This window comes from Rossellomorea arthrocnemi, assembly GCF_904424705.1.
Classification (GTDB): domain Bacteria; phylum Bacillota; class Bacilli; order Bacillales; family Bacillaceae_B; genus Rossellomorea; species Rossellomorea arthrocnemi.
This window is the reverse complement of the sequence record NZ_CAJGBF010000027.1, coordinates 12,190-37,214: the sequence shown is the minus strand read 5'-3', so window position 1 is coordinate 37,214 and position 25,025 is coordinate 12,190. Positions and strand designations below refer to the sequence as shown.

The 25,025-nt window shown below is 41.0% G+C and carries 27 protein-coding genes; 19 read left to right on the top strand and 8 right to left on the bottom strand.

What is annotated here, in order from left to right; genetic code table 11:
- Nucleotides 1–143: 143 nt before the first annotated feature.
- Nucleotides 144–605, bottom strand: a complete 462-nt coding sequence (locus BAA9072_RS21720) for a hypothetical protein (protein ID WP_201716699.1) — start codon at nt 603–605, stop codon at nt 144–146.
- Entirely contained in the window at nt 595–795 is a 201-nt protein-coding gene (locus BAA9072_RS21715) for a YlaI family protein (RefSeq protein WP_201716698.1), read from the bottom strand. The genes BAA9072_RS21720 and BAA9072_RS21715 overlap by 11 nt, the downstream gene beginning before the upstream one ends.
- A 172-nt stretch (nt 796–967) precedes the next feature.
- Between BAA9072_RS21715 and BAA9072_RS21710 the strand changes: the two genes are divergently transcribed.
- A complete protein-coding gene (locus BAA9072_RS21710; protein WP_201716697.1) occupies nt 968–1,423 on the top strand; it encodes a pyridoxamine 5'-phosphate oxidase family protein in 456 nt (151 codons plus the stop codon).
- Between the two features lie 55 nt (nt 1,424–1,478).
- Here the strand turns inward: BAA9072_RS21710 and BAA9072_RS21705 are convergent, their stop codons facing one another.
- Complete coding sequence (locus BAA9072_RS21705) at nt 1,479–2,081, bottom strand: YhcN/YlaJ family sporulation lipoprotein (protein WP_201716696.1); 603 nt, start codon at nt 2,079–2,081, stop codon at nt 1,479–1,481.
- Between the two features lie 178 nt (nt 2,082–2,259).
- On the opposite strand from BAA9072_RS21705, the gene BAA9072_RS21700 reads away from it, so the two are divergent.
- Entirely contained in the window at nt 2,260–3,588 is a 1,329-nt protein-coding gene (locus BAA9072_RS21700) for a PhoH family protein (protein WP_201716695.1), read from the top strand.
- Nucleotides 3,589–3,660: 72 nt separating this feature from the next.
- On the opposite strand, the gene BAA9072_RS21695 is transcribed toward BAA9072_RS21700, so the two are convergent.
- Nucleotides 3,661–4,158 carry a peptidyl-prolyl cis-trans isomerase gene (locus BAA9072_RS21695; RefSeq protein ID WP_201716694.1) on the bottom strand — a complete coding sequence of 166 codons (498 nt, stop codon included), beginning with the start codon at nt 4,156–4,158 and terminating at the stop codon, nt 3,661–3,663.
- A gap of 140 nt (nt 4,159–4,298) precedes the next feature.
- Here BAA9072_RS21695 and glsA point away from each other — a divergent pair, with 140 nt between their 5' ends.
- From glsA to pyc, 4 genes are all read left to right on the top strand, one after another.
- Nucleotides 4,299–5,222 carry a glutaminase A gene (glsA, locus tag BAA9072_RS21690; RefSeq protein WP_201716693.1) on the top strand — a complete coding sequence of 308 codons (924 nt, stop codon included), beginning with the start codon at nt 4,299–4,301 and terminating at the stop codon, nt 5,220–5,222.
- Between the two features lie 208 nt (nt 5,223–5,430).
- A complete protein-coding gene (locus BAA9072_RS21685) occupies nt 5,431–5,712 on the top strand; it encodes a YlaN family protein (protein WP_201716692.1) in 282 nt (93 codons plus the stop codon).
- Between the two features lie 105 nt (nt 5,713–5,817).
- Nucleotides 5,818–7,035, top strand: coding sequence for an FtsW/RodA/SpoVE family cell cycle protein (locus BAA9072_RS21680; protein WP_201716691.1), 1,218 nt, complete (start codon nt 5,818–5,820; stop codon nt 7,033–7,035).
- A gap of 139 nt (nt 7,036–7,174) precedes the next feature.
- Nucleotides 7,175–10,615 carry a pyruvate carboxylase gene (pyc, locus tag BAA9072_RS21675; protein WP_201716690.1) on the top strand — a complete coding sequence of 1,147 codons (3,441 nt, stop codon included), beginning with the start codon at nt 7,175–7,177 and terminating at the stop codon, nt 10,613–10,615.
- Between the two features lie 37 nt (nt 10,616–10,652).
- On the opposite strand, the gene BAA9072_RS21670 is transcribed toward pyc, so the two are convergent.
- Nucleotides 10,653–11,570 (bottom strand): COX15/CtaA family protein, encoded by a 918-nt coding sequence (locus tag BAA9072_RS21670; protein WP_269139976.1) that lies wholly within the window; start codon nt 11,568–11,570, stop codon nt 10,653–10,655.
- A 478-nt stretch (nt 11,571–12,048) separates the two neighbouring features.
- Between BAA9072_RS21670 and cyoE the strand changes: the two genes are divergently transcribed.
- From cyoE to BAA9072_RS21635, 7 genes are all read left to right on the top strand, one after another.
- A complete protein-coding gene (cyoE, locus tag BAA9072_RS21665; protein ID WP_201716689.1) occupies nt 12,049–12,963 on the top strand; it encodes a heme o synthase in 915 nt (304 codons plus the stop codon).
- A gap of 102 nt (nt 12,964–13,065) precedes the next feature.
- The gene (gene coxB, locus BAA9072_RS21660) at nt 13,066–14,142 is read left to right on the top strand and encodes a cytochrome c oxidase subunit II (protein WP_201716688.1); all 1,077 of its coding nucleotides are present in this window, start codon (nt 13,066–13,068) and stop codon (nt 14,140–14,142) included.
- A gap of 29 nt (nt 14,143–14,171) precedes the next feature.
- Complete coding sequence (gene ctaD, locus BAA9072_RS21655; RefSeq protein WP_230980969.1) at nt 14,172–16,040, top strand: cytochrome c oxidase subunit I; 1,869 nt, start codon at nt 14,172–14,174, stop codon at nt 16,038–16,040.
- Complete coding sequence (locus BAA9072_RS21650; protein WP_034755953.1) at nt 16,040–16,669, top strand: cytochrome (ubi)quinol oxidase subunit III; 630 nt, start codon at nt 16,040–16,042, stop codon at nt 16,667–16,669. The genes ctaD and BAA9072_RS21650 overlap by 1 nt, the downstream gene beginning before the upstream one ends.
- Before the next feature lie 4 nt (nt 16,670–16,673).
- Nucleotides 16,674–17,006 (top strand): cytochrome c oxidase subunit IVB, encoded by a 333-nt coding sequence (ctaF, locus tag BAA9072_RS21645; RefSeq protein WP_201716687.1) that lies wholly within the window; start codon nt 16,674–16,676, stop codon nt 17,004–17,006.
- 313 nt (nt 17,007–17,319) lie between these two features.
- Nucleotides 17,320–18,228: a cytochrome c oxidase assembly factor CtaG gene (ctaG, locus tag BAA9072_RS21640; protein ID WP_201716686.1), complete on the top strand. Its 909-nt coding sequence runs from the start codon at nt 17,320–17,322 to the stop codon at nt 18,226–18,228.
- Between the two features lie 112 nt (nt 18,229–18,340).
- Nucleotides 18,341–18,802 (top strand): DUF420 domain-containing protein, encoded by a 462-nt coding sequence (locus BAA9072_RS21635; RefSeq protein WP_201716685.1) that lies wholly within the window; start codon nt 18,341–18,343, stop codon nt 18,800–18,802.
- Between the two features lie 162 nt (nt 18,803–18,964).
- On the opposite strand, the gene ytvI is transcribed toward BAA9072_RS21635, so the two are convergent.
- Together ytvI and BAA9072_RS21625 are read right to left on the bottom strand one after the other, a co-directional pair.
- Nucleotides 18,965–20,023, bottom strand: a complete 1,059-nt coding sequence (gene ytvI / locus BAA9072_RS21630) for a sporulation integral membrane protein YtvI (RefSeq protein ID WP_201716684.1) — start codon at nt 20,021–20,023, stop codon at nt 18,965–18,967.
- Nucleotides 20,024–20,236: 213 nt separating this feature from the next.
- Entirely contained in the window at nt 20,237–20,596 is a 360-nt protein-coding gene (locus BAA9072_RS21625; RefSeq protein ID WP_201716683.1) for a YugN family protein, read from the bottom strand.
- A 261-nt stretch (nt 20,597–20,857) separates the two neighbouring features.
- Here BAA9072_RS21625 and BAA9072_RS21620 point away from each other — a divergent pair, with 261 nt between their 5' ends.
- Nucleotides 20,858–21,292, top strand: coding sequence for a CBS domain-containing protein (locus BAA9072_RS21620; protein WP_201716701.1), 435 nt, complete (start codon nt 20,858–20,860; stop codon nt 21,290–21,292).
- Nucleotides 21,293–21,507: 215 nt separating this feature from the next.
- Entirely contained in the window at nt 21,508–22,560 is a 1,053-nt protein-coding gene (locus tag BAA9072_RS21615; protein ID WP_230980968.1) for a CAP domain-containing protein, read from the top strand.
- A gap of 45 nt (nt 22,561–22,605) precedes the next feature.
- Here BAA9072_RS21615 and BAA9072_RS21610 read toward each other — a convergent pair whose 3' ends face one another.
- The gene (locus BAA9072_RS21610) at nt 22,606–23,094 is read right to left on the bottom strand and encodes a PaaI family thioesterase (protein ID WP_201716682.1); all 489 of its coding nucleotides are present in this window, start codon (nt 23,092–23,094) and stop codon (nt 22,606–22,608) included.
- Between the two features lie 161 nt (nt 23,095–23,255).
- Between BAA9072_RS21610 and BAA9072_RS21605 the strand changes: the two genes are divergently transcribed.
- The 4 genes from BAA9072_RS21605 to BAA9072_RS21590 all read left to right on the top strand — a co-directional run bounded on the left by BAA9072_RS21605 (nt 23,256) and on the right by BAA9072_RS21590 (nt 25,004).
- Nucleotides 23,256–23,675 carry a YlbD family protein gene (locus tag BAA9072_RS21605; protein WP_201716681.1) on the top strand — a complete coding sequence of 140 codons (420 nt, stop codon included), beginning with the start codon at nt 23,256–23,258 and terminating at the stop codon, nt 23,673–23,675.
- An 11-nt stretch (nt 23,676–23,686) separates the two neighbouring features.
- Entirely contained in the window at nt 23,687–23,929 is a 243-nt protein-coding gene (locus BAA9072_RS21600; RefSeq protein ID WP_201716680.1) for a YlbE-like family protein, read from the top strand.
- 105 nt (nt 23,930–24,034) lie between these two features.
- Nucleotides 24,035–24,427 (top strand): membrane lipoprotein lipid attachment site-containing protein, encoded by a 393-nt coding sequence (locus BAA9072_RS21595; RefSeq protein WP_201716679.1) that lies wholly within the window; start codon nt 24,035–24,037, stop codon nt 24,425–24,427.
- A gap of 130 nt (nt 24,428–24,557) precedes the next feature.
- Nucleotides 24,558–25,004, top strand: coding sequence for a YlbF family regulator (locus BAA9072_RS21590; RefSeq protein ID WP_201716678.1), 447 nt, complete (start codon nt 24,558–24,560; stop codon nt 25,002–25,004).
- The last annotated feature ends 21 nt before the right edge of the window (nt 25,005–25,025 follow it).

The following is a 25,025-nucleotide window of genomic DNA, read 5'->3' as shown; positions in this document are numbered from 1 at the left end:
GGCCCATTTCGTCTCACTTGAATATACGTTTTTGCCCATGCAAAAACACCTCCGTTTTCAGTACTTGTAATAAGTGTACCATTTCGGAGGTGTTTTATATTGTCCCATTTAATTATGTTAGTCTAGTCCCTCCTCTAGGGACTTCAGCCTTTTTTTAGTTTAATTTTTGTTTTTGTGGTCTGCTTATACAATGGCGGTATGCTCAGAGCATATATAAGATGTCCTGCTGTCCATAAAAAAATGGCCATACCATTCAATATACCGGGAACTTCCTGCACAGCAAGATATGAAAGGGGAAAGTATAGGAATACAGTGGGAAAGGTTAAAAGCATGGAAAGGAGCCATCCACCCTTACTTGATATATTCAGCTTTTCCTTCAGGTACACAAACACCACACCGATGATGATGGAGATTAGCAAGTGGAAGGAAAACTCCTGCCATTCGGGCAGATTTTTCGATGCAAACACCGGGATGAAATCCACATTCAATAATAGTACATATACTCTAATGCCAGTTGATCCCTGTATCCATTTGAAAAATAGACCTAAAATGGTACCGGAAATAAGTCCGAGGACGATCCCGGCGCCGGTTTGTTTAAAAGTCATCTTCTACTTGAGGAGACTGATAAAATCGGAAATTTCCCGTCGATACACGCTCTTCCGTCTTTTCTTTAATCCGTTCATGGCATTTCTCACACATATACGTGTGAATTGGCCTGTTACGCAACTTTTTAGCCTGGAGAGAATAATCATCAATCGTTTCGATAATTTCACATAAAGCGCATTTTACTCTCATTTAGTACACCTCTACTTGTTCTAATCATAAGTCTGATCTTATTAGTATACCATGTAGTATAGTCAAACGCTTTATTAACTTTGCGTTATACTTTTTACAATGAAATTTGGTATAGTATAATCAAGATGAATTACGTTTGAAATGAAATTGCTTAGAAAACAGGGGGGATTGTATGGCTAATCAAGTCGAACCCAGCTTAATTCCTGCATTGTTTGAAGAATTGCAATCAGAGCGGTTCGTTACTCTTGCTACCGTTGATCATGAAACAAATGGACCCAGTGTCAGTGCAATATCCTGGATCCTTGCCAAGGACGAACACACACTATTGTTCGCTGTGGATCAACGCTCAAGAATCGTCAAGAATATTAAAGGTAATCCGTTGGTTGTTGTCAGTTTAATTGCAAACGAATCAACGTATTCAATCGGTGGGAAAGCGAGCGTATCTCAAGAGAAGCTTACAGGAGTACCTTTGAAGCTGACTCTTGTTCAACTTGTCATTAATGAAGTGAGGGATGTCATGTTCTATGGATCGAAGATTTCAACAGAACCTGCCTATGAGAAGACATATGATAAAACAGCAGCAGACCGTTTGGACCATCAAGTAATAGAAGCCATGAAAAAAGCTTAGGAACTAAGCTTTTTCATGGCTTTTTCTCATTTGAATGTATGAACCTTATTATGAATTAATCAATTTTATCGTAGGTTTGATCTTCTTGTTTTTGTCTAAGTTGTTTTTCTTTTGAGTTATTCATTTTTTTCTTAGGCTCATTTGGTGCATTCTCGGGATCTGTTTGTTTCAATGACTTAGGGATCTCAGGCATCAGACGCCCGGAAATGTCGGACAATTCATTCATGATACCCTGAACCGGTTCGCCTCTTTGGATATCTTTACTGATTTCCTTCAAACGGGCATAAAGGTCCGGATCAGCAATGACCATCGCCTCTGCACCGTAGGGATCATTTTGAAGAGCCTCTGCGACAGAGTATTTAATTGAACCTACTTGGGAACGTTCAACATCCGAGTCGATATCGACTCCTACAAACGCATATTTACCGATGACTACAGCTGTTGCGTCCTTAACATCCGGTACACTGGTGGTAAGGTCCACGAGGTGTTTGGAGATTTGTTGTCCCGACTTTCGTTCAACCTGTTGAATATTGCTATCTTGAACAGTAATCGGTTTATTGTTTTTACTGTTCGCATCATTATTATAACCAATCTCATTTTTGTTGGCGCACGCGCCTAGGATGAAGGGCACCATAAGTAGAGAGATGAGTTTGAACATGTGAATACCTCCCGATTTAGAATCAATATCTTTTCTTATTGTGTAATTTTCTTCTATCTTTATACGTTTATTCATATATTTTAAGAAACGGGCCGTCCTATTTGAGTAGCTGGGAATAACCGGAACATCATTGGCTACATACAATAGTAATAAGAAATCAGGAGCAGGAGGCATCGATTTGAATAAAATTTATGTATTAGATACCAATGTCTTATTACAAGATCCACAAGCCATCTTTTCTTTCCAGGATAATGAGGTGGTTATACCTGCAGTCGTTTTAGAAGAAGTGGACTCCAAAAAGCGTTATATGGATGAAATCGGAAGAAACGCAAGACATGTATCGAAATTGATAGATAATTTACGGCAAGAAGGAAAGCTCCATGAAAAAATCCCCCTTTATACAGGAGGGTCATTGAGGATTGAACTAAATCACCGTTCCTTTCAGCAGCTTCAGGATATATTCGTGGAGAAAACAAACGATAATCGTATTATTGCCGTAGCTAAAAACCTTTCACTCGAAGAAGAAGCAAAAAAGGACGGGAAATCGGTCATACTGGTTAGCAAAGATACACTTGTAAGGGTCAAGGCGGACGCTTTGGGTTTACAGGCGGAAGATTTCCTGAGTGACCGGGTCATTGAAGTGAATGATGTTTATACAGGATTTATTGAACTGTATACCGAGAGAGGATTTCTCGATAAATTTTATGATAAAGGGGAATTGACCCTTACCGATATAACGAAACAACGATTTTATTCTCATCAATTCTTAATCATGAAGGATGCACTCGGAAGCTCTGCTTCTGCTCTGGGTATGGTGGATTCCACTGGCCAGAAGGTAAAGAAATTAGTCTATGATCAAGAACATATGTGGGGTATTAAAGCGCGAAACGTCCAGCAAACCATGGCAACAGAATTATTACTGCGGGATGACATTTCATTAGTGACCATGATAGGGAAAGCAGGGACTGGAAAAACACTGCTTGCTCTTGCTGCCGGGCTTTTGCAAACAGAAGATTTTAATAAATTTAATAAATTACTCGTAGCCCGCCCAATCGTTCCGGTAGGAAAGGATATAGGTTATCTTCCGGGTGAAAAACAAGAAAAACTGAGACCATGGATGCAGCCGATTTTTGACAATCTCGAATATCTGTTCAATACTAAAAAACCGGGAGAACTTGATGATATTCTTGCGGGGATGGGGTCAATTGAGGTGGAAGCATTGACATATATCCGAGGCAGAAGCATACCGGATCAATACATCATTATAGATGAAGCTCAGAACCTGACGAAGCACGAGGTGAAAACGATTCTGACCCGTGTAGGGGAGCGGAGCAAGATTGTATTAATGGGGGATCCTGGACAAATCGACCATCCTTACCTGGATGAATATAATAATGGGCTAACGTATGTTGTGGAAAAATTCAAGGATCAAAAATTAGCCGGACATGTGAAGCTCATGAAGGGTGAGAGATCGGGATTAGCTCAGCTTGCTGCGGATATATTGTGAATAATTTGAAACCACAGTGATAACGTATGAAAAAACCGGTTCAGGTGTCCTGAACCGGTTTTGGAATTTAGATTATTCAACTCGAAACGCCCTTACATCGGTTATCGGCTGATCTCTATTCGAACCATCCTTGTAATATATATGGACAGGCCCATTTTCCCTGAGCGGCTTTCCTTCTTTAGAAAATCCGATCAGTAGCTGATCTGCCTGAGTTAAAGCCAGGGGATGCTCCCCGCTTTCAGTCTCGATCACAATCGTTGCAGCATCAATAAGGGGCTCTGCATTTTTAAGGAATGGTGCAAATGGAATGGCGAAAGTCCCGTTAAGAATCTTTTCCTTCTCGTATTTTTTCTCGGTTTTCAAAGTGGGAGGATAGGTTGCACCTTCTTGAATCTCTCTGGACCAATGCTTTGAAACCGCTTTTGTGTATTCCTCTAATTCATCAACCATTTCGGTTGTATCATCAAAATATGTAGTTAAATCTACTTTTCGATCATCAAATATCCAAACTCCCGAATCCAATGTAATCGAAAATTTCACTTTTCCTTTTATCGGTATGATACTTTCCATTTTTTGATTCCTCCTCTCGCTGATAGTTTCAGTATATATGTTACGAGCAGGTTTGTCACATACAGATGAAAGCATTTTCAGCGGTTTCAATGAAAGAAAATAGGGAAACTATAAGTAAGAAAAAAGGAGCTGGTGGAAGAATGATAAAAACTCAGGAATGGTTGGAAGAATTAGTTGAAAAAGCGAGACCCTTTGCAGCTGAAGGGAAAGTAGCTGAATACATACCGGCACTGAAGGATCAAAATCCCCATGACCTGGCTATCAGTATCTACACACTGGATAATAACTCCTGTTATGCAGGGGATCATTTGAAAAAATTCACCCTTCAAAGCATTTCCAAGGTCATAACACTTGCGCTTGTACTGATGGATTATGGGGAAGAGTATGTTTTTTCTAAAGTTGGCATGGAGCCGACAGGGGATCCATTTAACTCCATAGCGAAATTGGAAACCCACAAGCCTTCAAAGCCCCTTAATCCTATGATCAATGCGGGTGCACTGGCAGTGACCAATATGATTAAGGGAAACACGGGAATAGAGAAATGGCATCGTTTAATCGAATTCATTAACCATATGACTGGGGAAACCGTCTCTTATAATGAAGACGTCGCCTATTCAGAACTTCAAACGGCAAATTTAAACAGATCTCTGTGCTACTTCATGAAGCAGCACGGGGTGATCACAGGAAATGTAGAAGATCTGCTCGTCCTTTATACAAAGCAATGCGCCGTAGAGATGAGCTGTGTGGATCTTGCCAAGATGGGCGCTGTATTCGCCAACGACGGGATCGATCCGGAAAGTGGCCGGGAATTGATTACCAGGGATGTGGCTAGAGTGTGTAAAACCTTCATGGTGACTTGTGGGATGTATAACACATCCGGTGAGTTCGCCATCAAGGTAGGGATTCCTGCTAAAAGTGGCGTATCAGGTGGCATAATGGGGTCGGTACCGGGCAAGTGCGGAATCGGCATCTTTGGACCCGCACTTGACGATGTCGGTAATAGCAGTGCAGGGTTGAAGCTTCTTGAAATGCTGAGTGATGAGTACTCATGGAGTATATTTTAACAGTAGTGATTTATTGATCCCTTTAGGATAAGAATGAAAGAAACGATAGCGTTCTATGGAAGAAAATCCCCCTATTTGCTCTATGAAAAATAATTCAAAATTCTGTCATGGAATACCGTGTAAAACACTTATTTTTCTTGCAATTTCTATGATTTAACGATAAAATTTTAAGACAGGAAGGTTATTTGTTCGGAATGGGGGGATCACTGTGGCGTCAGAAATGACAATCAATCATCGAGAAAAAGCCTATGAATTATTAAAGGCTGACGCAGAAAAGATTTTACAGCTTATTAAAGTACAAATGGATAATTTAACGATGCCCCAATGTCCTCTATATGAGGAAGTATTGGATACCCAAATGTTCGGATTATCTCGTGAAATAGAGTTTGCGGTCCGATTAGGACTTGTAGATGATCAAGATGGAAAAGATCTGATTGATTCTTTGGAAAGAGAACTTTCTGCCCTTCATGAAGCATCTACGAAAAAGTAAAATAGTCATGACAACTCAAACAATATATAAATCTGTTGTTTGAGTTTTTTTGTTAGACAATGGATAATCTTAGAAAATGATATAAGAGAAAAAGGATTGAATGTCATGATTAAAAAAATAGCAAAATCCTATGATTACTCATTAATCGCTGTTTATGTATTCCTTTGTTTATTTGGCCTCGTGATGATCTATAGTGCCAGTATGGTCATGGCTGTAGAGCGGTTTGGCTGGGACAGCGACCATTTTTATAAGAGACAGATGATCAATATCATCATTGGTTTTGTTGCCTTTACGGTAGCAGCATGGTTTCCGTATAAAGCCTTTCAAGTTAGTAGAATCATCAAGAGTCTTATGATTGTGATCATTGGTTTATTACTAGCAGTACATATTTTTGGGTACGAGGTGAATAACGCTAAAAGTTGGATCAATTTAGGATTCATGCCCATCCAGCCGTCAGAGTTTGCAAAGTTAGCCGTTATCATTTACCTGGGTTCCGTATATTCAAAGAAACAGGCATACATAGATGACTTTAACAAAGGTCTTGCACCTCCATTACTGTTTCTTGGCTTTATCTGCTTTTTGGTCTTCCTGGAACCTGACTTTGGTACGGCAGCCATCATCTTTGCCATCGGGGCTATCGTCATATCATGTTCCGGGATCAGCTTTAAGACATTTTTCAAGCTGGCTGGCCTGGGAGTAGGATTCTTCATCATCCTCTCCCCGGTTATTTACCTGGCAAGGGGCTTTATCTTTACTAAGGAAAGACTTAGCAGGATTGAAGCCTATCTTTCGCCTTTTAAATATGCCCAGGGAGAAGGGTACCATCTGGTGAACTCATATCTGGCCATTGGATCCGGAGGGGTGAAAGGCCTTGGTTTAGGGCAAAGCGTTCAGAAACTCGGTTATTTACCCGAACCTCAAACAGATTTCATCATGGCCATCATTGCGGAAGAGTTAGGGGTATTCGGAGTAAGTTTTGTCATCCTCGGTCTTTCTTATATTGTACTCAGAGGGATATATACAGGGGTGAAATGCCAGGATCCGTTTGGTACGATGTTGGCCATCGGCATTTCCTGCATGATAGGAATACAGGCTTTCATCAATCTTGGCGGGGTATCCGGTTTAATACCGATTACAGGGGTACCACTCCCATTCATCAGTTATGGTGGATCATCATTATTGGTGCTATCATTGTCGATGGGTGTCCTCGTAAATGTGTCGATGTTTGTAAAATATGAAGAAAAATATAAAACAAAGAAGGAAAATGACTATCCTTCGGAGAATATGGATAATAGCAAAAAAATATATGGTGTAAAAATGTAGGTCACTTTGATAGAGTATCTAAAACTCTAAGTCTAGGGTCTGCCCCCTAAGATACTTCTTTATCTTTCGGGTCAGCCCTTTTTTCATAGACTTCATTATGGAGAATTTCAATCATGAATAGCCAAAAGGAGAGAGAGTAGTGAAAAAAATAAAAAAAGTACTAGTTGCAAATCGCGGGGAAATTGCCATACGTGTGTTCAGAGCGTGTACAGAGCTTAATATCAGGACAGTAGCAATCTATAGCAAGGAAGATTCAGGTGCCTATCATCGTTATAAAGCGGATGAAGCATATTTAATAGGGGAAGGGAAAAAACCTATTGATGCTTATTTAGATATAGAAGGGATCATTCGTATTGCCAAGAATGCCGATGTAGATGCCATCCATCCCGGATATGGCTTTTTATCTGAAAATATTCATTTTGCCAGACGTTGTGAAGAAGAAGGAATCACCTTTGTCGGACCTCATTCTGAACACTTGAATATGTTTGGTGACAAAGTAAAGGCACGACATCAGGCACAACTGGCAAATATTCCGGTCATTCCCGGCACGGATGGACCTGTTGAAACATTGGAAGAAGTCATTAGCTTTGGGAAGGATCATGGATTCCCGATCATCATTAAAGCTTCATTGGGTGGCGGGGGACGGGGAATGCGTATAGTCCGTAACCTGGAAAGCTTAAAAGAAGCCTATGAACGTGCAAAATCAGAAGCCAAGGCAGCATTCGGGAATGATGAGATTTATGTTGAGAAATTTGTGGAAAACCCTAAACACATTGAAGTACAGATACTTGGAGATCATGATGGACACATCATCCACTTATATGAGCGGGATTGTTCCATTCAAAGACGCCATCAAAAGGTAGTGGAAATAGCGCCATCTGTATCCTTGAGTGATCAGCTCAGAGAGGATATTTGTGAAGCTGCCGTCCGATTAATGGATAATGTGAAGTATGTGAACGCCGGTACCGTTGAGTTCCTGGTAGCCAATAATCAGTTTTACTTCATCGAAGTGAATCCACGTGTTCAAGTAGAACATACCATTACGGAAATGGTAACAGGAGTTGACATTGTGCAGTCGCAGTTATTGATCGCAGAAGGTCACGCCCTGCATAGCGCCAAGCTCGGTATCCCGGTTCAGGATGACATCCGGACGAATGGGTTTGCAATTCAATCCCGTGTGACAACCGAGGATCCATTAAATAACTTTATGCCTGACACTGGAAAAATAATGGCCTACCGATCAGGTGGAGGATTCGGCGTTCGTCTCGATGCAGGAAATGGATTCCAAGGAGCGGTCATAACACCTTATTACGATTCTCTACTTGTGAAGCTTTCTACTTGGGCTCTTACATTCGAACAAGCTGCATCTAAAATGGTCAGAAATCTTCAAGAATTTAGAATACGGGGGATCAAGACGAATATTCCTTTTTTAGAAAATGTCGTGAAACACGAAAATTTTATTACAGGTCAATACGATACATCGTTTATCGACACAACCCCTGAACTGTTCATTTTCCCGAAAAGGAAAGACCGTGGAACGAAGATGCTTTCATATATCGGAAACGTAACGGTGAATGGGTTTCCCGGAATAGAGAAAAAGAAAAAGCCAGTTTTCTCAAAACCGCGGGTACCGTCCCTTGATATGAAGCCGGAGTTCCAACCAGGTACAAAACAAATACTGGATCAGCATGGGGCAGAAGGTCTGGTTAAATGGGTCAAGGAACAGAATGCTGTCTTACTGACGGATACAACATTCCGGGATGCCCATCAATCATTACTGGCTACCCGTGTCAGAACAAACGACCTTAAGCAGATAGCGGAACCTACTTCACAATTACTCCCGGATATGTTTTCCTATGAAATGTGGGGCGGGGCGACATTCGATGTAGCCTACCGCTTCCTTAAGGAAGACCCTTGGAATCGATTATTGACTATGAGAGAGCGCGTCCCAAATGTATTATTTCAAATGCTCCTCAGAGCATCCAATGCAGTAGGGTATAAAAACTATCCAGATAACGTGATAAGAGAGTTTGTCGAAAAATCCGCGTTTGCCGGTATCGATGTATTTAGAATATTTGATAGCTTAAACTGGGTCAAAGGGATGGAAGTTGCGATTGATGCCGTAAGACAAAGCGGAAAAATTGCCGAAGCCGCCATTTGCTACACAGGTGATATAGATGATCCGACCCGTACTAAATATAGCATTGACTATTATAAGAATCTGGCAAAAGAGTTAGAAGCGGGTGGTGCACATATCCTGGCGATCAAAGATATGGCAGGACTATTAAAGCCACAGTCAGCCTACCGTTTGATTTCAGAACTGAAGGATACCGTGAGCCTGCCTATTCACCTTCACACCCATGATACGAGCGGGAATGGGATTTACACCTACGCCAGAGCCGTGGAAGCCGGCGTCGACATTGTCGATACTGCCCTAAGCACCATGTCAGGTTTAACATCTCAGCCAAGTGCTAATACGCTATACTACGCATTAAAAGGGACGGAAAGGGAGCCGAATGTAAACATCGACTCGTTGGAAACCCTTTCTCACTATTGGGAAGATGTCCGGAAATATTATACAGACTTTGAAAGTGGCATGATGTCGCCACATTCAGAAGTATATAAACATGAAATGCCTGGGGGGCAATACAGTAATCTACAGCAACAGGCTAAAGCTGTAGGACTCGGACCACGCTGGGAAGAAGTAAAAGAAATGTATGCAAGGGTCAACCATCTCTTCGGGGACATTGTCAAGGTTACTCCTTCTTCTAAAGTCGTTGGTGACATGGCGCTGTTCATGGTTCAAAACGATTTGTCCGAATCGGATGTACTCGAAAATGGTGAGAAGATTGATTTCCCTGATTCAGTGGTGGAATTATTCGAAGGACACCTGGGACAACCACATGGCGGATTCCCGAAAGAGTTGCAAAACGTGATTCTGAAAGGGCGCAATCCATTGACCGTACGACCTGGAGAGCTACTGGATGATGTGGACTTTACTGCCCTCAAAGAAAAGCTTTTTGAGGATCTTGCTCGCCCTGTCACGAGTTTTGATGCCCTTGGATATGCGTTATATCCGAAAGTGTTCATGGAATACTCACAAACGATGGACAAGTTTGGGGACATCTCAGTTCTGGATACTCCGACATTCTTATTCGGGATGAGGCTGGGAGAAGAAATAGAGGTGGAAATCGAGACCGGTAAGACCCTTATTGTGAAGCTTGTTTCGATTGGTCAGGCGCAGGCTGACGGTACCCGTATCGTTTATTTCGAACTGAATGGCCAGGCCCGTGAAGTCGTCATTAAGGACGAAAGTATTAAATCCACAGTGGCAGCCAAGACGAAAGCCGATGTGAAGAATGAAAATCATATCGGGGCTTCCATGCCAGGAACCGTTATTAAGGTCATTGCAGAAAAGGGGGAAACGGTTGAAAAGGGAGATCATTTAATGATCACAGAAGCTATGAAGATGGAAACGACCGTTCAGGCTCCTTTTGCAGGGGTAGTAAAAGATATTTATGTGCAAAATGGAGATGCCATCAGCCCTGGAGATTTATTGATCGAAGTGAATAAGGCATAAAAAAAAGGATTCCGGATAGCTCCCGGAATCCTTTTTTCTATGCTTTTCGTTTACTCCTTGAAGCAAGAAGATTGAAGTAACATAATAACCCAAACAGACAAGCGATAATCAAAGCATGCATTAATGCAATTGCCAGATTCAGTCTTGTGAACACCACGAGTGCTCCACTCATCACTTGAAGACAAACAAGGGTGAAGGCAATGATCCATCCCCAGTAAATCACTTTCTGGTGCTTATGCTCTTTAATGGCCATATAAGTAATATAAGTGATCCACAAGAAAATGATGCCTGCTGCTGCCCTGTGCCCCATTTGAATCCATTCGTACAGGTTCGTCGGTAGACTTGGGGAGGAGTTGACGCACAGTGGCCAATCCTTACACACCAGGCTTGACTCTGTATGTCTTACTAGAGCACCGGTATAAACAACAAGATAACTATAAATCGTCACTCCAACCGTATGAAATCTCATCCGTTTGTTGATCACCAATGAATTTGCATCAAATTTCTGATCGACTTCAAATATCAGAAGTGTCAATAATAATATAGAAGCAAATGAAATAAGGGAAATACCGAAATGCAGGGCAAGAACGAAATCAGATTGTCCCCATAGTACTGCTGCAGCTCCTATTAATCCTTGCAATACAAGGAAAAAGAAAGAAAGTGCAGCAAGGAATTTCGTTTCACGCTTATGCCCAATCGCTTTCCATGACCATATCGATAATGCCAGAACCAATAATCCCACACCGCCGGATACAACGCGATGTGCTAATTCTATAACAAGTTCAAATGTAATATCACTTGGAATTAACTGTCCATTACAAAGGGGCCAAGATCGGCCGCAGCCCATGCCGGATTCTGTTTTTGTTACCAGGGCTCCCCCCAATAGAACAAACAACATACCCAATGTGGTTAGCACGGCAAGCCATTTTAATCCTTTGTGAACACTTTTATGCAATCTATTCACCTTCTTAATTAATAGACTCTACACACTTTCTATAAATAAATATAGTAGAAAAATATATATGCCCCTACGATATTACATAAAAGGCTTGAAAAACTCAACCGATAAAATGTTACAGAATTATGAGCATTTATCTTAGGAGAATAGTGAATAGTAATAGTAGGGAAGGACTAATTTGCGTAAAAACAAAATCTGTAAGCGCTTAGCCCGGTTTTATGGTATGATGGGATTAAAATGTTTGTAGAAATATGAAGAACCATCTGCGTCTTTCTTTCTTCACAATTTCTTCACATAATTGTCTAATTCTCCCCCAAAAAGGAAAAAATATATGGTTTAATATAATATTGATAGCATATATACTATTTCTTATCTGTGGATGAATTTACAGATGAATATAGAAATAGTTAATCATTTCCTATATAGTATAGAGGTGGCAGCAAGCCTCTTGCTTTTTATAGAGAGGAGAGAGAAAATGTCTAACAGTCGAATGATGACAGACGTTGAAAAAGTAGATGTGACAGCTTCAACTGCTTGGAAAGATTTTTTGGCACTCATTAAGATCGGGATCGTTAATTCTAATTTAATTACAACCTTTACAGGTATGTGGTTAGCTTTTTATTTTACGAATACACACTTTCTGAATTCCCTGGATATCATGTTTCTCACGTTAATTGGTTCTTCCCTTATTATAGCGGGGTCCTGCTCCATCAATAATGTGTATGATCGGGACATCGATCACTTGATGGAACGAACGAAGGAACGTCCTACCGTAACAGGTAAAATTAATGGACCAAAGGCATTGACCCTTGGGTTAATCATGATTGCCGTCGGTCTCATCATGTTATTTATGACAACCATCACTGCAGGTGTCATCGGACTGATCGGGGTATTTAGTTATGTTGTATTATATACAATGTGGTCAAAGAGAAAATATGTGAGTAACACGATTGTAGGGAGTATCTCAGGTGCGGTTCCGCCATTAATCGGTTGGGCAGCTGTAGATGCAAACCTTGATGTAGTCGCGTGGGTACTATTTCTAATGATGTTTATCTGGCAGCCTCCCCATTTCTACGCGTTAGCGATGAAAAGAGTGGAAGAATACAGAGCAGCCAATATCCCAATGCTACCAGTAGTGAAGGGATTCGGGACGACGAAGCACCATATCGTAGCATGGGTTGCGGCACTGTTGCCACTTCCTTTCTTCTTAATGGATCTCGGGATGTTCTTCTTTATTCTGGCAACTGCCTTTAACATTGGCTGGCTGGCACTTGGATTGGCAGGTTACAAAATGAAAGACGATATTAAGTGGTCAAAGCTTATGTTTGTCTATTCATTAAATTACTTGACTATCTTGTTCGTAGCGATGGTCATCGTTACGGTACTTTAAGATTAGTGGGAATTCTTTCTGATAAGAAATCCAAATAGATATTTTTATGGGTCCTTGTTTTATTCAAAAGTACATTACATGAAAGAGGGGTTTGATTAAGCTATGAAAGCAAGGCTATCTAAGTGGCGCTTATTTTCAATTGTAGCAATGTTAGCGCTAGTTCTTTCTGGCTGTGGAGAGCCATTTCTCTCCACATTGCAGCCAGCTGGCGAAGTAGCACAGACACAATACGATCTGATGATACTTGCTACATTAATTATGGTATTGGTCATCATTGTCGTCATGGTTGTCTATATGGTTGCGATCGTTCGTTTCCGTAGAAAGAAAGGGGATACAAAAATCCCTAAACAGGTAGAAGGAAGTCACACACTTGAAATTTTGTGGACAGTTATTCCAATCATCCTGCTTCTAATTCTGGCTGTGCCTACCGTTACGGCAACATTCCAGTTAGCGGATACCAAGGCAATGGACAAAAAAGATTCAGACGGGAATCGTGAGGCATTAGTCGTTAATGTTCGCGCCAACCTTTACTGGTGGGAATTTGAATATCCCGATGAAAAAATCATAACATCTCAGGATTTAGTTGTCCCAACGGATCAAAAGGTTTACTTCAATGTAACGGCTTCAGATGTAAAACATTCATTCTGGATTCCTGCAGCAGGAGGAAAGATTGATACAAATGTAGACGGTGTGAATAAGTTCTTCCTTGAATTTGACGGGGATAAATCCAAAGAGGCAGGCGGATTGTTCTATGGAAAATGTGCCGAGCTTTGTGGTCCTTCACATGCTTTGATGGACTTTAAAGTTAAAGCGCTTCCTAAAGAAGAATTTACAGCTTGGGTTGAAGATATGAAAAATGCAGGAGAACCAAAACCGACTTCTGACTTAGCGCAGCAAGGACAAGAAATCTTTAACAAAAAATGCTTAAGCTGTCATGCGGTATCTCCACAGGATGGAAGACCTGAGTCTGCCCGACTTGCTCCAAACTTATCTAATTTCGGTGAACGTTCACGTATCGCCGGCGTATTAGATCATAATGAAGAAGAGTTGAAAAACTGGATTTCTGATCCTGAGCAATACAAACCTGGTAATAAAATGACAGGTACATATGGTAACCTGCAGGAAGAAGAAATTGATGCACTTGCAGAGTATTTAATGGGCTTAAAGGTTCAAGATTAATTGGGGATTAGTAAAAGGGAGGTTTAATCGTGAGTAGCTATGCACAGAAAAAAGGCTTCGGCGCGACAGTATGGGACTATATGACAACTGTAGACCATAAAAAGATCGCCATCCTTTACCTAATGGCAGGGGGATTCTTCTTCCTTGTCGGTGGTTTAGAAGCTCTTATCATTCGTATACAACTTGCCGTTCCTAACAATGATTTTGTTAGTGCGGGTTTATACAACGAATTATTAACCATGCACGGTACAACGATGATATTCTTGGCTGCCATGCCTTTAATATTTGCATTCATGAATGCCGTTGTCCCACTGCAAATCGGTGCTCGTGACGTTGCGTTTCCATTCGTAAACTCATTAGGGTTCTGGTTATTCTTCTTAGGAGGAGTATTCCTGAATCTTTCATGGTTTATGGGAGGGGCGCCTGATGCAGGATGGACATCTTACGCATCACTTTCCATGGCATCACCCGGTCATGGAATCGACTTCTATGTATTAGGGTTACAGATTGCCGGTGCGGGGACACTGATAGGGGGTATCAACTTCCTTGTGACCATCATTAATATGCGTGCTCCGGGGATGACCTATATGCGTATGCCACTGTTCACCTGGACTGTATTTGTTACATCGGCACTTATTTTATTCGCATTTCCAGCCTTGACGGTGGGTCTGTTCTTAATGTTATTCGATCGTATGTTTGGAGCGAATTTCTTTGATGTTGCGAATGGAGGGAACACGATTATCTGGGAACACTTCTTCTGGATCTTCGGTCACCCTGAAGTATACATCCTAGTATTACCGGCATTCGGAATTTTCTCGGAAATCATTCCACACTTCTCAAGAAAACGCTTATTTGGTTACTCATCCATGGTATTTGCAACCGTATTGATTGGTTTCTTAGGATTCATGGTATGGGCTCACCATATGTTTACCGTTGGTTTGGGACCGATAGCAAATGCTATCTTCGCCGTTGCTACAATGGCCATTGCCGTTCCGACAGGTATTAAGATCTTTAACTGGCTTCTTACCATGTGGGGAGGAAGTTTGAGGTTTACTACTCCAATGCTTTACGCAGTAGCCTTCATCCCTACATTCGTAGCCGGTGGGGTAACGGGAATCATGTTAGCATCTGCAGCAGCAGATTATCAATTCCATGATACGTATTTCGTTGTTGCCCACTTCCATTACGTTATCGTAGGTGGTGTAGTATTTGCCCTGTTAGCTGGTACTCATTACTACTGGCCAAAAATGTTTGGAACAATGTTAAATGATTTCTTAGGGAAGATCGCTTTCTGGTTATTCTTTATCGGATTCCACTTAACGTTCTTCATCCAGCATTTCCTTGGTCTAATGGGAATGCCGCGACGTGTTTGGACGTTCTTGCCTGGTCAAGGCTTCGAAACGGCTAACTTAATCAGTTCCATCGGTGCAGGATTCATGGGTGTTGCCGTAATCGTTTATGTAATCAATATCATTTCCACACAGGTTAAAGGTGTGAAGGTATCCAATGACCCTTGGGGAGACGGACGTACCATTGAGTGGGCGATTCCATCACCACCACCTTTCTATAACTTTAAGCAAACGCCACTTATCCGTGGTTTGGATGCTTATTGGTTAGAGAAAATGGAAGGGAACAAAGGATTGACTCCTGCTGAACCTATCGGGGATATTCATATGCCGAATAATTCGATTCTGCCATTCTTTATCTCACTTGGATTATTCATTGCAGCATTCGGTGCAATGTATCATGTGGATGATAAGGCTTGGGCATTACCGGTACTGATCATCGGTATGTTGATCACATTGGGATCCATGTTCCTTCGTTCTGTAGTTGATGACCATGGTTATCATGTGCATAAGGAAGATTTAATGGATGACGATAAAGGGGGTAAGGCATAATGCACGCTGAAGAAAAATTCACGCCAAAGACCTGGCCGGCCTCCCCTGAAAAGGCTACCCTTGAGGGGAAGAATAAATTTATGGGATTCTGGTTCTTCCTTGGAGGAGAAACGGTCCTGTTTGGTTCACTTTTCGCAACATATTTGGCACTTAAAAACAGAGTTCCCAGTGATAGTCATGCACTAACAACCGATCTTTTTGATTTACCACTTTCGTTTTTAGCAACGATGCTTCTTTTAACAAGCTCATTAACGAGTGTGTACGCGATGTATCACATGAAAAACTATAATTTCCAACGGATGCAGGCCTGGTTATTAATCACCGTTCTTCTCGGTGCAGGATTCCTTGGATTAGAAATTTACGAGTTTAATCATTACGTACACGAATACGGGCATACTTTCACTAGTAGTGCATTTGGTTCTGCCTTTTACACACTCGTAGGATTCCACGGGGGACACGTTGCATTCGGTCTTCTTTGGATCGTCAGCTTAATGCTTCGTAATGCAAAACGTGGATTAAATCTATACAACGCTCCAAAGTTCTACTTAGCTTCTCTATACTGGCACTTTATCGACGTTGTATGGGTATTTATCTTTACAGTAGTATACTTAATGGGAATGGTGGGATAAACTGATGGCGAATCAACAATCAACTTCAGGTAACCCAAGTGTAGATTACGAATATCGTCGTAAGAAGAATGCAGAAGACATGAAAATGCAGCTAACTTCCTTCATGCTAATGATTTTCTTAACATTAGTGGCATTTATTGCAGTGGCAGGGGATTTCGATAAGTACTTTATTGTACCTTTTATCCTCTTACTAGCAGTCGTTCAGCTCATTTTTCAACTTTATTACTTCATGCATATGAGTCATAAAGGTCATGAAGCACCTTCATTGTTCCTGTATTCTGGTGCACTTGTTGCATTTATCACAGTGCTAACATTTTTAACAATTGTATGGATTTAAAGAAAAGTCAGCCGCTACGGCTGACTTTTTTTGATTATGGTTTGAATATAGGGAATGTGCTTGTCGGGCCTGACCAACCCGCCTCCGCTTTTCTTGTTGTCCAGCTCCGGGGCTTAGAGGCTCGAGGTCATATGTCAAACCATCCAAAAAGGCAAAAAGCGCCTTTCCGGATGGTTCGCCATATGCTTGTCGCCTCTGAGCAAAGCCCCTCCGCTTTTCTAATTGTCAAGAACTTGTCATGACCTTACGTTGAAGTGGGGGAGGGTTGTCAGTATAATGGGGGTAGGTGTTAATTGTGAAATGAGGTGAGAAGATGCCTTTAGGTATTTTTGGTTTTATGGCGTTATGGAGCCCGTTTTTTCTCATGACGTTAGTGTTTATGACTGTACTCTATTTTTTGATCACGATAAAGTGGAGGAGCATTTTTAGAGAGAACAAGAAGCTGACTGGTAAAGAAGCCGCTTTTTTCCTTGTTTCGATGATTCTGCTTTACGCTATCAAGGGGTCACCGGTAGAGGTTCTCAGTGGGATATTGTTTTCTGCCCATATGACGCAGATGGCTTTTTTATTCCTCGTCTTTACCCCATTGTTGATATTGGGCATACCGGATTGGGTTTGGAAAGCCACGATTGAATTACCCGTTGTAAAACAGATCTTCAGTTTTATGACAAAACCGTTAATATCATTATTGTCATTTAACGTTGTTTTTTCAATTTACCATATTCCGTTAGTTTTCGATAATGTACGTACTGACGTCACACTCCATGGAATTGCTACATTTACTTTATTTATTCTAGCCGTATTCATGTGGTGGCCATTAATCAACCCTGCGGATGAAGATATTGAGTTAAGTGGATTAAAGCGAATTGGATATATACTTGGGAGTGCTGTGTTACTGACTCCGGCATGCGGATTGATCATCTTTGCAGAAAACCCGATGTATGCTACCTATTATGATCCAAATGAATGGCTCAAAGCGCTATCTCTTTGTGTGCCTGTGAATACACTTGAAGGATTGACCCTGACTGGACCGGAGTTATTTACGTCTATGTCAACTTTAAACGATCAACAGCTCGGCGGGGTCCTGATGAAAATAATTCAGGAGATTGTGTTTGGAGTGGTCCTGTTCAATTTGTTTTTCCAATGGTATAGGAAGGATCAGGAGCAGCAGGAGAAGGTTTCCTATGATCCCATTCCAGAATCCACTCTGCCTGAGCAATAAAAGGGATACAGGGATAACAGGAAGTGTTGTTATTCCTGTATGTACATAGTTTTCATTTAACAGGCTCGTGGATGGCACCTGTTAGAATTTTTTAGAAAAGAGAGGAAACGAGATGGATTTACCTATTTTACCTACCATTAGCACCAGTTTTATCGTATTAAGTGCTGTTACTGTTGCGATAGGCTGGTGGCAGATTAAACAGCGAAAGATCGAGCAGCATCAGAAAACGATGACACTTGCAGGAATCTTTGCCCTTATCTTTTTCGTTATCTATTTAAGCAGGACAATCTTTGTCGGGAACACATCATTTGGCGGCCCTGATGAGATAAAGGTTTATTATACGATTTTCCTGGTGTTTCATATTACGTTAGCCACAACAGGTGCCGTATTTGGCATTTTGAGCCTCTGGACTGGTTATAAAGACCAGTTGAAGAAGCATCGCAAGCTTGGACCGATTACGAGCTTCATATGGTTCTTCACAGCCATCACAGGCGTTGCCGTATATCTGCTTCTTTACGTTTTTTACAAAGGCGGAGAGACAACCTCTGTTATCAGAGCGATACTCGGTTATTAAATAAAACCTATTAAATTTGTTATGCGGAACTGAGTAAACCCTGCGTAAGAACGGTCGTGGCAAAAGAAATGGTCAGCGCTACTATTTTAATATCAATAATCTTTGTGAAAAGGTTATGCATGATAAAAAAGGACAAATCCCGTTCAAACGGGATTTGTCCTTTTACAGTTTGAAATTTGTTTTAATGAGACCTGCTTCTTTTGCAGAGTTAAACACGATGAGTAACAACGGCCCGATAATGAATCCGAGCACTCCAAAAAGCTTAAGACCGAGATACATGGCAATCAGTGTAGCAAGGGGGGACAATCCGATATGGCTTCCCATTACCTTCGGTTCAACGGTTCTTCTGATGATCAACAGTATGGCGGCCAGTACGGCTAATTGGGTTCCGAGTGCGAGGTTTCCAGTCAATAGATGGAAGATTGCCCAGGGACCCAACACAACTATGGATCCGATCAGTGGGATAAAGTCAATTATCCAAATGATGATCGACATCACGATCGCCACTTCAGGAGCGATGAAAAGAAGTCCGATCAAGGATACGATAAAAATGATGATACTGACCAGAAATTGCGCCTTGAAAAATCCAAAAATGACATAGGTGAGTCTTGACGTCATGAAGGTCACTTTCTCAGCTGTTCTTTCTTTCAGGTGACCATAAATGGATTTCTTGATTCGTGGCAAATCCAGCATGAATAGAAATAAAGCGATTAAGTAAACGAGAAAGCTCACTAAATAATTTGGTATATAGGACAGAAACAGGCTAATTCTTTCGATGTTGAATGAATTAAGAATCTTTGTTTTGCCGCTGTTTAGAAAGCTTTGAACGTCTTCGCTGAAGCTCTTCACCAATTCATCAGGAAGGTCCTCCGTTGCATTCAACAATCTATCTTCATAATCGAGCCAGATATCGCTTAATTGATTGACGTATTTTGGTGCATCTTCGATAAGCTTGATTCCTTCCCCGACCACTTTAGTAGTGATGAAAAACGAGGAAACGCTAATAAGAAGCAAAAATAGAATAAAAACGGAAAGAACCGCGAATCTCCGTTTTGTTGAGAAGCGTTTTTGGATAAAAGCAACAGCAGGCTCAAGAAAGAGAGCGGTGATGATCGCAGTAATCAATGTTACGGAGACCGGAAGAATAAAAAATGCGATTAAGGCTATTAGTATGATGATCAATGAAATCATCAATACTTTTTTAGTGAAAAACTTGGACAATTGTGTACCCCTTTCTAACAGGAACCTCTTACTATTATTATATTAGAGTCAGAGAAGAAAGAACAGTGGGAAGAAAGTGAAATTTTGAAGGTTTTGTATCCATTAATCCATAGCATAATGTGATATAGAATGGATTGTAATGAAAAGAAAATTGTGGGAAAACCTTAAAGAAAAGACTGTCTGTAAGTCAGACAGTCTTTTCTTTAAGGTGTGTTACCAAGCAAAGTTTGTTGCATCTTTTTTTACATCCGCCAAGAGTTTTTCACAAGAAGTGATAAGATGTTTAGGGAACTCTTCACCTTCACCGTATTCTACTCCGTGGGGGTAGTAATGCTTCCCTAGTAGTGGAGTCATTAATTGAATTACAGCGTCATGCTTTCCGATATCTCCTTCGACGGCTAGACCTTGAATCCGTAAATAGAAAATGCCTTCTCTGATTTCGAATTTACGATCATAGGTCACCCGCTCGTAATCCCATTGACCTGCACGGACCAACCCGTGAGATTCCATGATTTCGTCCAATCGGTTTAAATCAACTTTTAAGCTTTCAAATTCATTTGCTTCAAAACGCATATTAATTCCTCCTATATTGGCTTGCATGTGAATATCCGAGATTCAGTTACACTCATGCTGTCCGTATGGTAGAAGCATTTATATCGGTGTATGTACATTGATACTAAATGCGTAGTTCTCATCCTTAATAATAGTGGAAAAAACTTTATCTTGCAATGTCTTGAATCATTTGAATAAGGTGATTTTTTTAAAAGGTGAATATCTTTCATGAGAAAGCTGAAAAATAGAAGATGAAATGTTCATTGCAGGAGGAGGATCATGATGACCAAAATTAAGGATATTATGACAAAGGATGTTGAGACATGTTCGCTACTCGACAATGTATATGAGGTCGCACTTAAAATGAAAGAACATAATATTGGATCTATCCCTATTGTGGATGGAGAAAGAATCGTGGGAGTGATGACGGACCGGGATATCGTCCTACGCTGTATTGCTGAAAAACATCCTGCTTCTTCGAAGGTAGAAGATATTATGAGCAAGCACCTTATTACTGCGAATCCTGAGGGGTCAGCTGAAGAAGCTGCACATATCATGGCTGAAAATCAGATCAGAAGACTTCCCATCGTGGAAGGGGAGCGTTTAGTAGGTATGATTTCCCTAGGCGATCTTGCGATTAGGGAATCGTTGGGTAAAGAGGCATATGTGGCATTGGAAAATATCTCGGAATCCAACTTCAGGAATAAACCATTTTAATTTGAAAGGGATGATCATGTTTTGAGACATGATCATCCCTGTTTTGTTGATCAATGAGGTTTGGAAGAGTACGTCAGTTTTAGAACCAAGAAAAATATGCTATTCTTTATTGGAGACACAATTTTTAGAATCAACTTTAGTGTTATACTATTTCTAGTAACATGGGCATATATTCATAGAGAAAGTAGAGAGGAGGGAAAATTCTGAGAACGGTTTTGCGTATTTTGATCATTCTTGTCATTATTTTAATTATTGGTATTTATCAAGGTCAAAAGCAGGAAAATGAACCATTAAAAGGACCAGAAACCCAAACTCTTAAGGAAAACAAAGATAATCAATTGAATCAAACGATTGAGAAACCCGGGGAAAGACCAACTTCCGGTTTATCCACTTGGATAGGCAAAGACACTAAAAAGGTAAAAGAGGCATTCGGAGATCCAAGAAGAGTCGAACCGAGCTCATATGGGTATGAATGGTGGGTTTACCCAATTTCGAATAAACAATACATACAAATGGGCGTTGTGAATCATAAAGTGGTTACCCTCTACGCAATAGGGAACCAGGTGGATGTAGCTCCTTATAAGCTTGGTCAACGATTGGAAGATATTTATCGTTTTACTATAGTCGATTCGGAGATAGTTGTTAACGATGATTCCGGTTCCTATCAATTTGAACTGAACGAAGAAGATCTGAACACGCGTCTCCTGGTACCATTGGGAAATATCTATGCTCAGCTTTATTTAGATAAATTCACAGGCAGGCTGACGAGTATCCGTTTTCTGAATAGCAGGACACTGATTGAGATGCATCCTTACGAAATGATGTATCGAGGTGAATTGGCGGAGGAAATGGAGCCGAGTGAAGATGAGTGGGATAAGGTGAACACCGCCAGTGAGCAGCAAATTTATGATATAACAAACGTAATCAGGCATCAATTTGAAGAAGATACTCTGCTGTGGGATGAAGAAACGGCCCAGGTAGCTAGAGGACACAGTAAAGAAATGTATGAGGAGGATTACTTCTCCCATGATTCCCCAACCCTTGGGGATCTGTCCCAGCGATTGGAACAAGGAGATGTCCGTTTTAAGGCAGCAGGAGAAAATATCGCATCCCAGTATTCGGATGCACCTGAAGCCGTTCATGGCTGGCTTAATTCAGAAGGTCACCGGAAGATCCTGTTGGAGCAGAATTTTACTCATCTTGGTGTGGGGGTATATAAACGATTTTATACCCAGAATTTCATTGAGAAGATGAAAGATGAAGAATAGGAAGGTGGATTCTCCGAGAATGAATGGAGAATCCACCTTTCATGTTTATTGCTTCTTTTTGAAAATAAAAAAGGAACCTGTTGAGTGAGCCACAATCTTACCGTCAGAACTTTCTACTTTCCCGTCCACGACAATCGTTTTGCTTCCTTGATGAACGACTGTCGCATGGGCAGTCAGGCGTTCACCTACACCGGGCGCCAAGTAATGGACATTTAAGTTTGTTGTTACAGCGCCATATCCTTCGGGAAGCAACATATTCGCCAAGGTTCCCATTGCTGTATCTACCAGGGTGGCTGTTACACCACCATGAACAATCTCCAAGGAATTATGTGTAACTGGTGTAATAGGGATGCTTATCTCTAACTTTCCGTCCCTCATTATCCTGTCCATAGCGAAAATCCCGCCAATGATCGATGCATTTTCGCTCCTTTTTTTCCGCTGTATGCCTTCAAGCAACTGTTTCATAATCAGTAGATCCTCATCAGTTGCTTCTAAAACGCATTCGTTGAATAATTCTTGTACCTTTTGTTTCATTCTCATACATCCTTTATTAGTATTCCTGGCCTCGATAACTGTTAGGTCACGAATACGCCAATATACATGTAAATACTACTACAAAAAGGAATGTATCACCATTCTTTTCATTTCTTCATAAAGTGTAATAGGTAGATGCCTGTAATGGAGGTGTTCATATTATGGGGAAATCATTACACCCTAAAGTCAAAGAATTTAAAGGATTTGTGAAAAAGCATCCGAAAATCGTAAAAGAGGTTCGAAATGGAGATGCCAATTGGCAAGATCTTTTTGAAGACTGGTATTTGCTTGGGGAAGATGACACAAGGTGGGATAAGTATAAGAATGAAGCAGCGACTGAAAAGCCTTCCACTACTACTCCGGAAAGCAAGGGGGGATGGATGGATCAAGTGGGAGAAATGGTGAAGAAAATGGATGCTAATCAAATGCAGCAGCATATTAACAGCTTAAGTGAAGCGCTTGGTGCAGTTCAAGGGGTACTTAGTCAATTTCAATCAGGGAGTAACAGGGAATCAGGGACAGCGGCTAAAACGGAAGCGCCATCCAAGCCCTCCCATCCTTTCTCTTTTCGAAAAGATTAGGAGGTCAAAAAATGAGAGCAGACATTATTGAATATATATATTCCAAAGAAGATTTGAAGTTATTCCTTAGAGATCAACCCGAGTGGTACCGTACACTTTCCCGAAATCCCAATGAATTAGAAAAATTCGAGATTGCGTCCATTAATCATTTCCAGAAAACGATTCCACATAGAGTACAAAAATTCTCGAACGGAGTCCAGATGGCTTCCATGATGATCAGTATGTTTCAATCCATGAATAGTGCCGATGCTTAAGGTACTATTTTTTTGTCTCCTTACTTTAAGAAAAACGTTCCCTACTTATTTTGAGTAAAAAAGGAAGAGGTTGGGCAAGTCTAAAGGTAAGGAGTGGTGTAGACAATGAAAAAAATTATTTTTACCATCGGATTGGTCATTTTATTAAGCGGATGTAAGGAGAAGATGCCTGAACCCGAAAGTTTCTCGTTTACAAAGAAGGTCGAAGCTGCCAATTCTGAGCAAAAGCCCCTTTCCATCAAACATATGGTGCAAGGAAACCAAGTGTATATTGAATGTATAGTACCCGGTGTCACCTTTACTTCAGAAAAAAAAGGAGCGGAAAAAGGGAAGATTGTCGTTCGTTCCAACACGGGGAACTTGTATAAAGAATACCATACTGCGGCTTTTGTCGTTAAAGGTTTACCCAAAGGTGTTCATCTTCTTAACATCGAAATCGTGGGAAAGAATAACAAATCCTTAGGAATGAAAAAGCAGTTCTATGTGACGATTCAATAATACACAATCTAATCCACTACAGTGAAATGTTCGGTGGCAGACAAATGGGTAATCTGATCTCAAAAAATGAGTAAGCCTATTCGCTTCCTTCCGTTAAACATGTTAAAATAATGTTACGGAGGTGGGCATTATGCTTGCTACTATAGAAAGAATGGAAATATTGGATTCAGCTGACGAGTTATCTCAGTGGATTCTTGAATCTGATGTGGCAGAAAATTATCGTAAGTCTTTATATAAACTTCGCAACAACTCTGAGACCCAACGAAAGGTACAAACCTTTTCCAGGATGAAGGAGAGTTATGAAGAAGTACAGCGTTTCGGACGGTACCATCCTGATTATAAAACCATCATGAAAGAAATCCGTGAAGTTAAAAGGGAAATGGATCTTGATGAAAATGTGGCCGAATTCCGTCGAGCTGAAAATGAGCTTCAAGATCTCCTTGATCAGGTAAGTCTCACTATTGGACATTCCGTTTCTAAAAATGTAAAGGTTCCGTCAGGGAATCCTTTCTTCTCAGGTGGAGGATCCTGTGGGGGAGGCTGTGGCTCAGGCGGAAGCTGCGGGTGTTCAGCTTAAATTGTATGAAAAAAGAGCGGA

Excerpts from the sequence above, each read along its gene's own strand:
- cyoE (WP_201716689.1), top strand. The coding sequence starts at position 12,049 with ATGTCTAACAGTCGAATGATGACAGACGTTGAAAAAGTAGATGTGACA.
- BAA9072_RS21715 (WP_201716698.1), bottom strand. The coding sequence starts at position 795 with ATGAGAGTAAAATGCGCTTTATGTGAAATTATCGAAACGATTGATGAT.
- BAA9072_RS21625 (WP_201716683.1), bottom strand. The coding sequence starts at position 20,596 with ATGCGTTTTGAAGCAAATGAATTTGAAAGCTTAAAAGTTGATTTAAAC.
- BAA9072_RS21720 (WP_201716699.1), bottom strand. The coding sequence starts at position 605 with ATGACTTTTAAACAAACCGGCGCCGGGATCGTCCTCGGACTTATTTCC.
- BAA9072_RS21600 (WP_201716680.1), top strand. The coding sequence starts at position 23,687 with ATGAGAGCAGACATTATTGAATATATATATTCCAAAGAAGATTTGAAG.
- BAA9072_RS21680 (WP_201716691.1), top strand. The coding sequence starts at position 5,818 with ATGATTAAAAAAATAGCAAAATCCTATGATTACTCATTAATCGCTGTT.
- BAA9072_RS21650 (WP_034755953.1), top strand. The coding sequence starts at position 16,040 with ATGCACGCTGAAGAAAAATTCACGCCAAAGACCTGGCCGGCCTCCCCT.
- ctaG (WP_201716686.1), top strand. The coding sequence starts at position 17,320 with ATGCCTTTAGGTATTTTTGGTTTTATGGCGTTATGGAGCCCGTTTTTT.
- BAA9072_RS21605 (WP_201716681.1), top strand. The coding sequence starts at position 23,256 with ATGGGGAAATCATTACACCCTAAAGTCAAAGAATTTAAAGGATTTGTG.
- BAA9072_RS21590 (WP_201716678.1), top strand. The coding sequence starts at position 24,558 with ATGCTTGCTACTATAGAAAGAATGGAAATATTGGATTCAGCTGACGAG.
- BAA9072_RS21635 (WP_201716685.1), top strand. The coding sequence starts at position 18,341 with ATGGATTTACCTATTTTACCTACCATTAGCACCAGTTTTATCGTATTA.
- BAA9072_RS21695 (WP_201716694.1), bottom strand. The coding sequence starts at position 4,158 with ATGGAAAGTATCATACCGATAAAAGGAAAAGTGAAATTTTCGATTACA.
- ctaF (WP_201716687.1), top strand. The coding sequence starts at position 16,674 with ATGGCGAATCAACAATCAACTTCAGGTAACCCAAGTGTAGATTACGAA.
- BAA9072_RS21610 (WP_201716682.1), bottom strand. The coding sequence starts at position 23,094 with ATGAAACAAAAGGTACAAGAATTATTCAACGAATGCGTTTTAGAAGCA.
- coxB (WP_201716688.1), top strand. The coding sequence starts at position 13,066 with ATGAAAGCAAGGCTATCTAAGTGGCGCTTATTTTCAATTGTAGCAATG.
- glsA (WP_201716693.1), top strand. The coding sequence starts at position 4,299 with ATGATAAAAACTCAGGAATGGTTGGAAGAATTAGTTGAAAAAGCGAGA.
- BAA9072_RS21710 (WP_201716697.1), top strand. The coding sequence starts at position 968 with ATGGCTAATCAAGTCGAACCCAGCTTAATTCCTGCATTGTTTGAAGAA.
- BAA9072_RS21620 (WP_201716701.1), top strand. The coding sequence starts at position 20,858 with ATGACCAAAATTAAGGATATTATGACAAAGGATGTTGAGACATGTTCG.
- BAA9072_RS21595 (WP_201716679.1), top strand. The coding sequence starts at position 24,035 with ATGAAAAAAATTATTTTTACCATCGGATTGGTCATTTTATTAAGCGGA.
- BAA9072_RS21705 (WP_201716696.1), bottom strand. The coding sequence starts at position 2,081 with ATGTTCAAACTCATCTCTCTACTTATGGTGCCCTTCATCCTAGGCGCG.